The sequence below is a fragment of the uncultured Zoogloea sp. genome, from assembly GCF_937894855.1.
Taxonomy (GTDB): domain Bacteria; phylum Pseudomonadota; class Gammaproteobacteria; order Burkholderiales; family Rhodocyclaceae; genus Zoogloea; species Zoogloea oryzae.
The window spans coordinates 17374-30454 of record NZ_CALAYQ010000113.1 but is presented as its reverse complement, the minus strand read 5'-3'; the positions used below and the strand labels follow the sequence as shown (position 1 = coordinate 30454).

Below are 13081 nucleotides of genomic sequence, written 5' to 3'. Positions count from 1 at the left end.
TTGGAATAGGTGGTTTAAGCGTGTAGGCGTGCCCCTTAGGCAAATCCGGGGGGCTTAGCTGAGGCGTGACGACGAGGTCTCTTTGAGACCGAAGTGATTGATACCCTGCTTCCAGGAAAAGCCACTAAGCTTCAGTCTAGAATTGACCGTACCGCAAACCGACACAGGTGGGCAGGTAGAAGATACTAAGGCGCTTGAGAGAACTCAGGAGAAGGAACTCGGCAAATTGATACCGTAACTTCGGGAGAAGGTATGCCCCTGTAGCTTGTAGGAGAACATCCGAAGGGCGACGGGGCCGCAGAGAATCGGTGGCTGCGACTGTTTATTAAAAACACAGCACTCTGCAAACACGAAAGTGGACGTATAGGGTGTGACGCCTGCCCGGTGCCGGAAGGTTAAGTGATGGGGTGCAAGCTCTTGATCGAAGCCCCGGTAAACGGCGGCCGTAACTATAACGGTCCTAAGGTAGCGAAATTCCTTGTCGGGTAAGTTCCGACCTGCACGAATGGCGTAACGATGGCCACACTGTCTCCTCCTGAGACTCAGCGAAGTTGAAGTGTTTGTGAAGATGCAATCTCCCCGCGGCTAGACGGAAAGACCCCATGAACCTTTACTGTAGCTTTGCATTGGACTTTGACGGGACTTGTGTAGGATAGGTGGGAGGCGATGAGACCGGGACGCTAGTTCCGGAGGAGCCGTCCTTGAAATACCACCCTGGTGTCGTTGAGGTTCTAACCTAGGTCTGTGAATCCAGATCGGGGACCGTGCATGGTAGGCAGTTTGACTGGGGCGGTCTCCTCCCAAAAGGTAACGGAGGAGTACGAAGGTCTTCTAGGTACGGTCGGACATCGTACTGATAGTGCAATGGCAAAAGAAGGCTTGACTGCGAGACCGACAAGTCGAGCAGGTGCGAAAGCAGGTCATAGTGATCCGGTGGTTCTGTATGGAAGGGCCATCGCTCAACGGATAAAAGGTACTCTGGGGATAACAGGCTGATTCCGCCCAAGAGTTCACATCGACGGCGGAGTTTGGCACCTCGATGTCGGCTCATCACATCCTGGGGCTGTAGCCGGTCCCAAGGGTATGGCTGTTCGCCATTTAAAGTGGTACGTGAGCTGGGTTTAAAACGTCGTGAGACAGTTTGGTCCCTATCTGCCGTGGGCGCTGGATATTTGAGGGGGCCTGCTCCTAGTACGAGAGGACCGGAGTGGACGAATCTCTGGTGTACCGGTTGTGACGCCAGTCGCATCGCCGGGTAGCTAAATTCGGAAGAGATAACCGCTGAAAGCATCTAAGCGGGAAACTCGCCTCAAGATGAGATATCCCTGGGAACTTGATTCCCCTGAAGGGTCGTTGAAGACCACGACGTTGATAGGCTGGGTGTGGAAGCGCAGTAATGCGTTAAGCTAACCAGTACTAATTGCCCGTGAGGCTTGATCCTATAACCTTGCAATACAAGGCAAACTCGAAATACGTGCGCAATCGCACCACCCAACACCACACTTCTTCTCTTTGACGTTCAGCGCAAATACGCGATGAACGGTACAAGTTACAGTCTGACGACCATAGCGTCTTGGAACCACCCCTTCCCATCCCGAACAGGACCGTGAAACGAGACCGCGCCAATGATAGTGCACACACGTGCGTGAAAGTAGGTCATCGTCAGACTCACCATTCAACACCCCCTCAGGCAAAATGCCTCAGGGGGTGTTACGCTTTACATTCACAAAACAAAATCGGCAGAAAAATCGCGGGGGCTGAATGAGAAAGGACGCTCGAATGCGCTGGCGCTATTGGTCGGTACTTGTCTCACTATCTGTTCTCTTGCATATGGCGCTCTTCTGGCCATCGCCGAATCGAGATGTTCGAGCGCCTCTGTCCCCCGTGTTTTCCGTGCGTATTGCTCAACTTCAGCCTTCGTCCGAATCCCCGCAGCGCTTGCCTGATGTGCCTGCCGCTGGAGTTGAAACAACCCTAGTCGAAACAATGACTGCGCCACAGCGGGCAACCCCTGATAATCCACCGCGTTCGTCGGTGGTGGGCAAGGCTGTGAAAGAGCGCGCCGGAACGCTGTCACGTGAGAGCGATCCTCAGGAAGCGCCGCAGGTGTTGCCACACAGGCTAAAGCCGAGCACGCCGCCAGAGTCGCCGGAGCTCGTGGTTGCAGCGGTTAGGCGTGAGCCTGAAGATGCGAAGGGGGTGTCGCTGTCCCGGTACCGTATCGCGCTTGCTGCGGCAGCCGTCCGTATGCAGTCGCTGGAGGCAGAAGTCCTGGGCGTGGCAGGTACGGCCGTGGTGGATGTCCGCCTGGCTGGCGGTGGGCCACAGGTGCATCTGGTGACGTCCAGCGGGGTCGAGACGCTCGATCGAAGAGCGCTGGTGCTGCTGGGCAGGGCTATCCGGGAGGTGCCAGCGCCAGTGGGGGATGGCGTCTCTGATGCGTTTGTCAGGCTGCCTGTAGTCTTCTCAAAGGATGAGTCGTGATTGGGCTCATCAGAACTTCTTGTCGGTTGTCGTCGGGCTGACGAGCCCCGTCATGGGGAGCGTGAGGCTGGTCGTGTGGAGTTCGAACCGATCGCGTCGGCGGTCGTCGAAGAAACTCCGGAGTGTGTAATCGACCGATCGGAACGCGATGTCACCCCAGGGGATTTCGGCTTCAGTCATCAGAACGGCCTCAAGCGATTCTTCTCCTGGCTGGAAATCAAGGTGAAGGAGTTCGGCGCGGTAGATGATGTGGATCTGGCTGATGTGAGGGATATCCACGAAGGTGAACATCGGCCCCAGGGCGACTCGGGCGCCGGCTTCTTCGAGGGTCTCGCGCAGCGCGGCTTCGCCCGTGGTTTCGTTGTTTTCCATGAAGCCGGCCGGAAGTGTCCACTTGCCATAGCGGGGTTCGATTGCCCGCTTGCACATCAGGATCTTGTCCTCCCACGTGGCGATTGCGCCGACGACGACCTTGGGGTTCTGGTAGTGGATTGTTCCGCACTGGTCGCAGACGTGCCGGGGAAGATTGTCGCCGGGGGGAACTTTGAGGCTGACCGGGGCACCACAGTGAGAGCAGAAGTTCATGGCCGAAGGATACGCGTGGACAGTCCCGCCATTCTAATTCAAGGTGTCGCCCATGCTGCGGTGCGCCTGGTGACGATTCAAGAGTAAGTGGGCAGGACCGATAAAATGGAGTAGTGCAGTCCCAGACTGCGGCAACAATTGGAACATACATGGTTGTGTCAATCGACGTTACGAAGTTCGAGCAACTGAAGGCCTCGGGAGATCTCCCGTCCCCCAAGGGGGTGGCGCTGGCCATCATCCGCCTGATTCAGCAGGAGGGGAGCTCGATGGGCGATCTCGCCCGGGTCATCAAGACCGACCCGGCTTTCGTCGGCAGGCTGATCAAGGCGGCCAACGGGCTGACGGGCTACAACCGCAGGGCGATTGCGTCTGTTCAGGAGGCGTTGATGGTGCTCGGTCTGCCGGCCGTCCGCACCCTGGCGCTGGGCTTCTCGCTGCTGTCGAGCTACCGTGACGGCAACTGCAAGGGCTTTGACTATGGGCGCTACTGGACCAGCTGTCTTGTCCATGCGCTGGCAATGCAGGCCATCACCCAGCGCACCCGTGTTGCGGCGGCGGAGGAGACGTTCTGCCTCGGCTTGCTGGCACGGATCGGCGAACTCGCGTTGGCGACGCTCTACCCACAGGATTACGGCAAGGTTCTGAAGCAGACCCTCGAGTATCGGGATCTCCCGCTGGTGGCCCTGGAGCAGCGTGCTTTTGCGCTCAACCACCGGGAACTGACTTCGGCAATGCTGGCCGACTGGGGCTTGCCGCGGATCTTCCACGAGCCGGCCTTCTTTTCCGAAGCCCCCGAGGAGTCGGGCTACGCCGATGGCTCGCGGGAGTTCGTGATTGCCCATTCGCTGCATCTGGCCTCCTTCATCGCCGAGGTGTTTCTGGCCGAGGAGGCCGAGCGCCCCAACCTGATGAGTCGCCTGTTTGAGATCGGTGGGCGGTTGGCCTTCGATCCGGTGGCGATCAACGAACTGTGCGACGGGGTGGTCCGCGAGTGGCAGGCCTGGGGCGCGCTGCTTGAGCTCGATACCCTGGAGATCCCCCCGTTCAGCGAACTTGCCAGCCGTGGCGAGGCGATCGCCGCGACGCTCGCGACGGAGGCCAAGGCTCGCGTCCAGCATCTGCCGGGTGAATCCCATGAACTGCCGGTCGATCGAGCGCCGATGCCGGGTGGCGCAAACCCGCTCACGCTGCCGGTGGGCATGTCTCAGGCCATGCGCGTGCTGATCGTCGACGACGACGCGTCGATGCGTGCGCTGGTCCGCAAGGTGCTCGAGACCGTCGGGCATCAGGTGCTCGAGGCGTCGGACGGGCGCGTCGGCATGGAGATGGCGCTGGAGTTTCAGCCCCAGCTGATGATCGTCGACTGGATCATGCCCGAGATGAGCGGCCTCGAGCTGACCCGGGCGCTGCGCCAGACGAAGATAGGCCGCAGCATCTACATGCTGATCATGACCAGCCTCGACGACGATGACCGGCTGATCGAGGCCTTCGAAAACGGCGTCGATGACTTCATGAACAAGCCGATCAACCCGCGGGTGCTCGCCGCGCGGCTACGTGCGGGCCAGCGGGTGATCCGGCTGCAACAGGAGCTCGATCGTGACCGGGAGGAGATTCGCCGCTTTGCCGCCGAGCTGGCCGTATCCAACCGGCGCCTGCAGGAAGTGGCGCTGACCGATTCGCTGACCGGCTTCCCCAACCGCCGCTACGCCATCGAGCGGATGCAGCAGGAGTGGTCGGTGTCGTCGCGCACCCGCCGCCCGCTGTCGGGGATGGTCATCGACGTGGATCAGTTCAAGACCTACAACGATTCCCACGGCCACGACGTGGGGGATGCGGTGCTGCGGCAGGTGGCGACGTCGATCAAGGGCGCGCTGCGGGCCCAGGACATCGTGGCCCGCACCGGGGGCGACGAGTTCCTGGTGATCTGCCCGGACACCGGGCTGGACGCGGCGCTGGCCTGTGCGGAGCGGGTGCGCTTTGCCGTCGAGAGCGCGCCGCTCACGGTTTCCGGCCAGCCCCTCACGATGTCGGTGAGCATCGGCGTGGCGACCCGCGACACGGTGATGACCGACCCCGACGCGCTGGTGAAGCGTGCTGACCAGGCGCTCTACCTGGCCAAGAACAAGGGGCGCAACCGCATCATGACCGCCCAGTCCCTGCGCCCGGGGCCGCTGATCCCACCCCGCTAGGATCGTCTGGCGCCGATGGTGAAAGCCGTCGCGTGCCTTGTACGCAGGTCAAAATGGCCTACGCAATTGCCCAATTTGGGTGTATGCGTAGGCCATTTTCTTACTTGCGTTTACGTGTTTGCTCCTACGTGATTTTCCGAAGCCCTCGCATGGCGAGAGTTGCCGGTGAACGGCAGAATTTGCCGCAGATAACGACAGGTCTGTCGAGGAGATAAAGATGAACACAAACACGATGCATGACGAGATTCGGGAACTGAATCTGGCCTATCTGATGCTTGCTCAGCAGATGCTGCGCGCCGACCGCGCTGCCGCCATCTACCGCCTGGGAATCGGCGAAGAAGTGGCTGAAGTGCTGGAAGGGTTGAGTTCCGCCCAGGTGCTGCGGATGGCTAATTCGAACATGCTGCTCTGTCAGTTCCGCTTCAACGACACCATGCTGGTCGATCTGCTGTCGTCCCATGGCCGCGAGCGCGGTGCGGCGCATCTGCACGCGGCGATCCTCGCAGCCGGGCGGCCTGTCGCCCATCTGGCCTGATCCGGCCCGCGGCTGAGGGAGACCATCGTGCGAAACAAGAGCGTGCTGCAGGAAGCGCAGGACATCCAGAAGGCGGTCGAGCTGATCCGTCTGGGTGCGCGCATGCAGATGCTTGAAGCCGAGACCGCCCTGAGCCGGGAACGTCTGCTCAAGCTCTACAAGGAAGTAAAGGGCGTCTCGCCCCCGAAGGGCATGCTGCCGTTTTCGACTGACTGGTTCATGTCGTGGCAGCCGAACATCCATGCCTCACTGTTCATGGCCCTGTACCGTTTCGTCCAGACCAACGCGCACCTCGAAGGGCTGGACGCCATCATCCAGGCTTACCGGCTGTACAACGAGCACATCGAATCCTTCGAGATGGAGCAGGTGCTGTCGCTCACCCGGGCCTGGACGCTGATCCGTTTCTTTGACGCCAAGCTGCTGCAACTGGCCCGTTGCACCTGCTGCGGCGGACATTTTGTCTCCCACGGTTTCGACCCGACCCACGATTACGTCTGCGGGCTGTGCCACGTGCCGTCCCGCGCCGGCAAGACCCGGCGGGCCCAGGCGAACGAAGTTGCCATACCCTGACCTCCCTCTCGATTGACGATGAGGTTATGCCGCCGGTTTCGATCAGGCGGCATTTTTTTGCCTGCTTTCGGGTGACGACAGGCTTGCGTCAGGTGCTCAAGTTTCTTCAGGCAGGGCCGATATCGCCGGTGAAGAATAACGGATCCGGCAGGCGCCCCCAGCCTGCCAACCCAATGAGGTTTCGGCGATGTTTCTGATCATCGGCTACGTCATCATCCTGGCGGCGTCCCTCGGTACTTACGCCGTGCACGGCAGTCTGGCGGCCCTGTGGGTTCCGACGGAATACATCGCGATCGTCGGTCTGACCATCGGCGGCTTCGTTGCGGGCAACGGGCCGAAAGCGATCAAGGGCACCATTGCCGCGCTACCGACGATCTTCAAGGGCTCGCCCTACAACAAGGCCTTCTACACCGATGTGCTGTGCATGCTCTACGAGATCCTCGCCAAGGTGCGCAAGGAAGGCCTGATGTCCATCGAAGGCGACATCGAGAACCCCGAAGGCAGCCCGATCCTCTCCAAGTATCCGGCCTTCACGGCCGACCACCACGCGGTGGATTTCCTGTGCGACTACCTGCGGATGATGGTTGGCGGCAACCTCAACGCCTTCGAGATCGAGAACCTGATGGACATCGAGATGGAAACCCACCATCACGAAGCCCATACGCCGGCCCACGTGGTCTCCAAGGTGGGTGACGCGGTGCCGGCCTTCGGTATCGTCGTGGCGGTGATGGGCGTGGTGAACGTGATGGGCTCGGTGGGCCAGCCGCCGGCGGTGCTCGGCAAGATGATCGGCGGCGCGCTGGTGGGGACCTTCCTCGGTATTCTCATCTCCTATGGTTTCGTGGCGCCGGTAGCCGGCCAGCTGGAGCAGAAGGTCGAGGAGGGCGGAAAGATCTACCAGTGCATGAAGGCGGTGCTACTGGCGAGCATGAACGGCTACGCGCCCCAGGTGGCGGTGGAGTTCGGGCGCAAGGTGCTGTTCTCGACCGATCGGCCAGGCTTTGCCGAGCTTGAAGAAGCGATCAAGAGCAAGAAGTGATGCGTGTCCCGGTGATGCGGCGTGATGCGTCGCGGATTCCCTCGCCTGCCGGATCGATGTCATGAGTGACGATACCCAACAGCCAATCGTCGTCAAGAAGATCAAGAAGGGCGGCGGCGGTGCCCACGGTGGCGCGTGGAAGATCGCCTATGCCGACTTCGTGACCGCGATGATGGCCTTCTTCCTGCTGATGTGGCTGCTCGGCTCCACAGCCCAGGGCGACCTGCAGGGGATTGCGGAGTTCTTCAATTCGCCCCTCAAGGTGGCGATGAGCGGAGGTTCGGGCGCGGGTGACGCGACTAGCCCGATTGCGGGCGGCGGGCAGGATCTGACGCGTTCGGTGGGCCAGGTGAAGCGGGGCGATGTGGAAGGTAAGCGATCGCTCAACATCGAGGCTGCCAAGGGGGCGACCAAGCCGTTGGGCGACGACGACGCGGAGGCGATCAAGAAGGCCGAGGAGCGCAAGGAGCGCGCCAAGCTCGAAGACCTGAAGGGGCAGATCGAGGCGATCATCGAGGCGAGCCCAAGCCTGCGGCCGTTCAAGAACCAGCTGTTGCTGGACATCACCACCGAGGGCCTGCGCATCCAGATTGTCGACGAGCAGAACCGGCCGATGTTCGATTCGTCCAGCGCATCGCTAAAGCCCTATACCCAGGAGCTGCTGCGCTCGATCGGCGCGACGCTCAACGGAGTGGATAACAACGTGAGCCTGTCGGGGCATACCGACTCGACGCGCTACGCGGGCGGCGAGCGGGGTTTCTCGAACTGGGAGCTCTCTGCCAACCGCGCCAACGCGTCGCGACGGGAGCTGGTGGCCGGCGGGCTGGCAGAAGGCAAGATGGTCCGGGTGGTCGGCCTTGCCGACACGCTGCCGCTCGATCCCGCCAACCCGGGCGGCCCGATCAACCGACGGATCAGCATCGTCGTGCTCAACAAGCAGGCCGAGGCCGCGCTGCGCGGCGGCAACAAGAAGCTCGAAGTGAATAGCGAAACCGGTGTCGACGTCGGGGATATCCGCGCCGGCCTTGGTGCCGGGCAGGCCATCCGGCTACCCGGCCGCCCTAAAGAATAAGCGTGCTCGTGACGATATGACCGCGACTGCTTCTGATTCTTGCCAATAGGAAAATGAAACCCTCTCGAACCACCGCGATACTCGTCGGCCTTCTGTGGTCGGGCGTGACAGTAGGTGTCACCACCTACTTCCAGGCTGGGGCTGTGGCGACCCTGACGGGGGCCGGCCTGCTCGTGCTCGGGTGGGTTGTGCTGATGCTGCTGGTGTCGGCCGAACCTGCGACGACGGAAGCCCACGGGCGCGCAACCAGCCTTCCGGTCGACGAGCTGGTTGCCATCGAAGGCGTGCTGCGGGAATCGACGCAGGCCTTCCGTGGCCAGCATCTGGCCATCAAGGGCGAGGTGGATCGGGTGCAGGAGATGCTCTCCACTGCCATCGGCACCCTGATGGGGAGCTTTCACGGCCTGCTTGCGGCGACCCAGGCTCAGCAGAACGTGGCTGTCGGCCTCGCGCAGGATGACGAGGATGGCGATGCCGGTTCGCGCTTCGATCTGTTCGTGGCCAACACCTCGTCGGTGATGCAGCGCGTCGTGGATAGCGTGATCCTCAACAGCAAGCTGGGCATGGAGCTGGTCGAGATGACCGACCGCATCTCCCAGCGGGCCAATGACGTGGAAAGCATCCTCGGCGAGATCAGCAGCATCTCCAAGCAGACCAACCTGCTGGCCCTCAACGCTGCCATCGAGGCGGCCCGGGCCGGCGAGGCGGGGCGCGGCTTTGCGGTGGTGGCCGACGAGGTGCGCGAGCTGTCGACCCGTACCGCCCAGTTCAGCCAGCAGATCAGCATCGTCATGAAATCGATGCGCGAAGGCGTGGAGGGCGCCGAGGACGCGATCGAGCGTCTTGCCTCCACCGACATGAACTTCGCCCTCGAATCGAAGCAGCAGGTTGAGCAGGTGCTTGCGTCGATCGAATCGATCAACCAGCAGCGCGGCAAGGCTATCGTCCGGCTGGGCGAGCAGGCCCGCGAGATGGACGTGGAAGTCAATCGGGCGGTGACCGCGCTGCAGTTTCAGGATCTGGTGTCCCAGCTCATCGGACATGTGGATCGGCGGGTGGAAGGGCTTGGGCAGTTGATGACCGAGTTCGACGCCCTCACCGATGGCATCCAGCACGCCGTTTCGGCGGGTGATTTCGGTCCGCTGCGCAATGCTGTCGCGGCAATCCAGACGTCGCTGGCGACGCTCGATCAGCGCGTCGGGGGCAACCCTGTGAGCCAGCAGGATGTCTCGCATGGCGAAATCGACTTGTTTTAGTTTCAGAACCTTAGGAAATGACAATGGCCAAGACCGTACTCACCGTTGATGATTCTGCCTCCATCCGGCAGATGGTGTCCTTCACCCTGAAAAGCGCCGGCTATGAGGTCGTCGAGGCCGTCGACGGCATGGATGGCCTCGACAAGGCCAAGTCCAGGGGCTGCAATCTGGTCCTCACCGACCAGAACATGCCGCGCATGGACGGGCTGTCCCTCATCAAGTCGCTGCGGGCGATGCCCCAGTACCGCACGGTGCCGATCCTGATGCTGACCACCGAATCGTCCGACGCCATGAAGTCCCAGGGCCGCGCCGCCGGTGCGACCGGCTGGCTGGTCAAGCCCTTCGACCCGCAGAAGCTCATCGAGGTGGTCAAGAAGGTGATCGGCTAAGCCGAGGCAGGCATTCGCGCGTCAGGGAGACAGGCATGGCCATAGACATGAGCCAGTTCTACCAGGTGTTTTTCGAGGAAGCCGCCGAGCACCTGGCGAGTATGGAGGCGTTGCTGCTGGCGATCGACCCGGCCGCGCCCGACGAGGAGGAGGTCAACGCGCTGTTCCGCGCGGCCCACTCGATCAAGGGGTCGAGCGGCACCTTCGGCTTCCAGGACATGATGGAGGTCACCCACATCCTCGAGACCATGCTCGACCGGGTTCGCAAGGGCGAAGCCCCGCTCACCGACGACATGGTGGATGCCTCGCTGGTGGCGGGGGACGTGCTCAAGAACCTGCTCGCCGCCCACAAGGGTGAGGACGAGGCCGACCGGGAGGCAGCAGAGGCCATCTGCCATCGCCTGCAGGCCTTGTGCAACGCCCTCGACGCGCCCGCCGCCGTATCGTCGATCCCGGCACCCGAGCCCATTGCGCTGGGGGTGCCGGTCTGCGTCACCGGCTTCGATCTGTATTTCTCGCTGCTTGGCGCATCGCCCGAGGAGCGCCTGGGCAATCTCATCGAGGAGCTGGGCAGCTTCGGTGTGGTGGAGACGCTCGCCACGCCGACCGCCGACAATCCGGAATGTCACCTGCGGATCACCACCGAGGTCGGCGCCGACGTGCTCCGCGGGGTCATCGACTTTGTCGCCGACGGCGAAACCGTGCGCATCGAGCCCTTCGGCCAGCAGGACGCCGATGGACATGAGGCCTACGGCTTCTTCCATGACATGATCCAGCCGGCCGATGAGGCCTATGGTTTCTTTGACCCTCAGCCCGAACCCGATGGCTCGTCTGGGTCCGCGCCGGTGGTGTTTTCGGTCGATGGCGGTGAAGCCTACGGTTTCTTCACCGATCTTCCCGCCCAGCCCGACGCCCCGGCCGAACCCGAGCCCTATGGGCTGTTCACCGATCCCGAGCCTGCCGCTGCGCCGGCCGAGACGGCCTACGGTTTCTTCGATCCCCTGCCCCAGGCCGCTCCGGCGGTCGTGGCGGCTGCGCCCGAACCCGCTGCGGTCGTCGAGGCGCCGGCCCCGGTCGCTGCGCCCACCAAGAAGCCGCCGGCAGTGCGCGCGGCCGGAAGTGGTGACAGCGGTTCGATCCGCGTCAGCGTCGAGAAGGTGGATCAGATGATCAACCTCGTGGGCGAGCTGGTCATCACCCAGGCCATGCTCACCCAGGCGGCCAGCAACGTCGATCCGGTGATCTTCGAGCGCCTCATCAACGGCCTGGCCCAGCTGGAGCGCAACACCCGCGACCTGCAGGAGTCCGTGATGTCGATCCGGATGATGCCGATCTCGGTGGTGTTCAGCCGCTTCCCGCGGGTGGTGCGCGATCTGTCCCAGAAGCTCGGCAAGCAGGTCGAGCTGAAGACGATCGGCGAGACCACCGAAATGGACAAGAGCCTCGTCGAGCGCATCACCGACCCGCTCACCCACCTTGTGCGCAACAGCCTCGACCACGGCCTCGAGACGCCCGAAAGGCGCCGCGCCGCCGGCAAGCCGGAAACCGGCACGATCACCCTGTCGGCCTACCACCAGAGCGGCAACATCGTCATTGAAGTGGGTGACGACGGTGCCGGCCTCAACCGCGCCCGCATCCTCGCCAAGGCCAAGGAACGCGGCATGGCGGTGAGCGACGCGATGAGCGACCAGGAAGTCTGGCAGCTCATCATGGAGCCGGGCTTCTCGACCGCCGAGCAGGTCACCGAGGTGTCCGGCCGTGGCGTGGGCATGGACGTGGTCAAGAAGAACATCTCGGCGATGGGTGGGCGGATCGAGCTCGATTCGATGCCGGGCGTCGGTACCCGCATCACGGTGCGTCTACCGCTCACCCTGGCGATCCTTGACGGCATGAGCGTCGGCGTCGGCCCCGAGACCTACATCATCCCGCTGGGCTACGTGATGGAGTCGATGCAGCCGGAGCGCGGCATGATGAAGAGCGTCTCCGGTGTCGAGCGGCTGATCCAGGTGCGTGGCGAATACCTCCCGGTGATCTGCCTGCACGACGTGTTCCGCATCCAGGGCGCGATCACCGACTGGTCGAAGGGGATCATGGTGGTGCTGGAGGCCGACGGACAGAGCGCGGCCCTGTTCATCGACCAGCTCGTCGGCCAGCACCAGGTGGTCATCAAGAGCCTGGAGGCCAACTACCGGCGGGTGCCGGGGGTGGCCGGGGCAACCATCATGGGCGACGGCCGCGTGGCGCTGATCCTCGACGTGCCGATGCTCGTCGGCATGGCCCGGCGGGTGTTGCCGGCGGCGGCCTGAGACAGTCCGTCGCGCGTTTCGAAGGCCGCCTCAGGGCGGCCTTTTTCATGCTGGGCGACTGTCTCGAGACGCCTTCAGAAACATGGGGGGCTGCCGTAAAAGCCTCTATCGCCAACGAGGAGCATCCCATGTTGCAGGCAACTCAAACCGCTGCCGCCCTGGAGTCGGAAGGATCCGGCTTCGCCCAGGAGCTGCTGACCTTCACGCTGGGCGCCGAGGAGTACGCGATCGATATCCTGAAGGTCCAGGAGATCCGCGGCTACGACGCCGTCACCTCGATCGCCAACGCCCCCGCGTTCATCAAGGGGGTGATCAACCTGCGCGGCACCATCGTGCCGATCGTCGATCTGCGCATCAAGTTCGCCGTCGGCGTCGTCGAATACACCCCCTTCACTGTCGTGATCATCCTCAACATCGGCGGCCGCGTGGTCGGGATGGTGGTGGATGCCGTGTCGGACGTCATTGCGCTCCAGCCCGAGCAGATCCGCCCGGCGCCGGATTTCGCCTCGTCGGTCGACACCGCCTACATCATGGGCCTGGGCGCCCTGGGCGAGCGGATGCTGATCGTCGTCGACATCGAGCGCCTGATGCTCTCCAGCGAGATGGCGCTGGTTGACGAAGTGGCGCAGTAGGCCTGCCTCCGCCGACCCCAATAC

Annotated in this window: 11 protein-coding genes and 2 rRNA genes; 12 read left to right on the top strand and 1 reads right to left on the bottom strand. The window is 62.6% G+C overall.

Going from position 1 to position 13081, the window contains the following annotated elements; all coding sequences use genetic code 11:
* The 3 genes from Q0672_RS13325 to Q0672_RS13315 form a co-directional block, all read left to right on the top strand.
* Nucleotides 1–1441: ribosomal RNA gene (locus Q0672_RS13325) — 23S ribosomal RNA — on the top strand; the annotation flags it as partial.
* Nucleotides 1442–1555: 114 nt separating this feature from the next.
* Nucleotides 1556–1668: ribosomal RNA gene (rrf, locus tag Q0672_RS13320) — 5S ribosomal RNA — on the top strand.
* A 366-nt stretch (nt 1669–2034) separates the two neighbouring features.
* Entirely contained in the window at nt 2035–2484 is a 450-nt protein-coding gene (locus tag Q0672_RS13315; RefSeq protein WP_298622911.1) for a hypothetical protein, read from the top strand.
* Nucleotides 2485–2493: 9 nt separating this feature from the next.
* Here Q0672_RS13315 and Q0672_RS13310 read toward each other — a convergent pair whose 3' ends face one another.
* Nucleotides 2494–3069 carry an NUDIX hydrolase gene (locus tag Q0672_RS13310; RefSeq protein ID WP_153159894.1) on the bottom strand — a complete coding sequence of 192 codons (576 nt, stop codon included), beginning with the start codon at nt 3067–3069 and terminating at the stop codon, nt 2494–2496.
* Between the two features lie 149 nt (nt 3070–3218).
* On the opposite strand from Q0672_RS13310, the gene Q0672_RS13305 reads away from it, so the two are divergent.
* From Q0672_RS13305 to Q0672_RS13265, 9 genes are all read left to right on the top strand, one after another.
* Complete coding sequence (locus tag Q0672_RS13305) at nt 3219–5258, top strand: diguanylate cyclase (RefSeq protein WP_298622906.1); 2040 nt, start codon at nt 3219–3221, stop codon at nt 5256–5258.
* Nucleotides 5259–5475: 217 nt separating this feature from the next.
* Nucleotides 5476–5793, top strand: a complete 318-nt coding sequence (gene flhD, locus Q0672_RS13300; protein ID WP_153159896.1) for a flagellar transcriptional regulator FlhD — start codon at nt 5476–5478, stop codon at nt 5791–5793.
* A 27-nt stretch (nt 5794–5820) separates the two neighbouring features.
* Nucleotides 5821–6363 (top strand): flagellar transcriptional regulator FlhC, encoded by a 543-nt coding sequence (flhC, locus tag Q0672_RS13295; RefSeq protein ID WP_284188788.1) that lies wholly within the window; start codon nt 5821–5823, stop codon nt 6361–6363.
* A 187-nt stretch (nt 6364–6550) separates the two neighbouring features.
* Nucleotides 6551–7402 (top strand): flagellar motor stator protein MotA, encoded by an 852-nt coding sequence (gene motA, locus Q0672_RS13290; RefSeq protein ID WP_298622902.1) that lies wholly within the window; start codon nt 6551–6553, stop codon nt 7400–7402.
* Between the two features lie 61 nt (nt 7403–7463).
* Nucleotides 7464–8474: a flagellar motor protein MotB gene (motB, locus tag Q0672_RS13285; RefSeq protein ID WP_298622900.1), complete on the top strand. Its 1011-nt coding sequence runs from the start codon at nt 7464–7466 to the stop codon at nt 8472–8474.
* Nucleotides 8475–8527: 53 nt separating this feature from the next.
* Nucleotides 8528–9730, top strand: coding sequence for a methyl-accepting chemotaxis protein (locus tag Q0672_RS13280; RefSeq protein ID WP_298622898.1), 1203 nt, complete (start codon nt 8528–8530; stop codon nt 9728–9730).
* 23 nt (nt 9731–9753) lie between these two features.
* Nucleotides 9754–10119 (top strand): response regulator, encoded by a 366-nt coding sequence (locus Q0672_RS13275; protein WP_298622896.1) that lies wholly within the window; start codon nt 9754–9756, stop codon nt 10117–10119.
* 35 nt (nt 10120–10154) lie between these two features.
* Nucleotides 10155–12425, top strand: a complete 2271-nt coding sequence (locus Q0672_RS13270; RefSeq protein WP_298622894.1) for a chemotaxis protein CheW — start codon at nt 10155–10157, stop codon at nt 12423–12425.
* Between the two features lie 128 nt (nt 12426–12553).
* Nucleotides 12554–13057 (top strand): chemotaxis protein CheW, encoded by a 504-nt coding sequence (locus tag Q0672_RS13265; protein ID WP_153159903.1) that lies wholly within the window; start codon nt 12554–12556, stop codon nt 13055–13057.
* The last annotated feature ends 24 nt before the right edge of the window (nt 13058–13081 follow it).

Excerpts from the sequence above, each read along its gene's own strand:
- Q0672_RS13305 (WP_298622906.1), top strand. The coding sequence starts at position 3,219 with ATGGTTGTGTCAATCGACGTTACGAAGTTCGAGCAACTGAAGGCCTCG.
- Q0672_RS13280 (WP_298622898.1), top strand. The coding sequence starts at position 8,528 with ATGAAACCCTCTCGAACCACCGCGATACTCGTCGGCCTTCTGTGGTCG.
- Q0672_RS13265 (WP_153159903.1), top strand. The coding sequence starts at position 12,554 with ATGTTGCAGGCAACTCAAACCGCTGCCGCCCTGGAGTCGGAAGGATCC.
- flhD (WP_153159896.1), top strand. The coding sequence starts at position 5,476 with ATGAACACAAACACGATGCATGACGAGATTCGGGAACTGAATCTGGCC.
- Q0672_RS13275 (WP_298622896.1), top strand. The coding sequence starts at position 9,754 with ATGGCCAAGACCGTACTCACCGTTGATGATTCTGCCTCCATCCGGCAG.
- motA (WP_298622902.1), top strand. The coding sequence starts at position 6,551 with ATGTTTCTGATCATCGGCTACGTCATCATCCTGGCGGCGTCCCTCGGT.
- motB (WP_298622900.1), top strand. The coding sequence starts at position 7,464 with ATGAGTGACGATACCCAACAGCCAATCGTCGTCAAGAAGATCAAGAAG.
- Q0672_RS13310 (WP_153159894.1), bottom strand. The coding sequence starts at position 3,069 with ATGAACTTCTGCTCTCACTGTGGTGCCCCGGTCAGCCTCAAAGTTCCC.
- Q0672_RS13270 (WP_298622894.1), top strand. The coding sequence starts at position 10,155 with ATGGCCATAGACATGAGCCAGTTCTACCAGGTGTTTTTCGAGGAAGCC.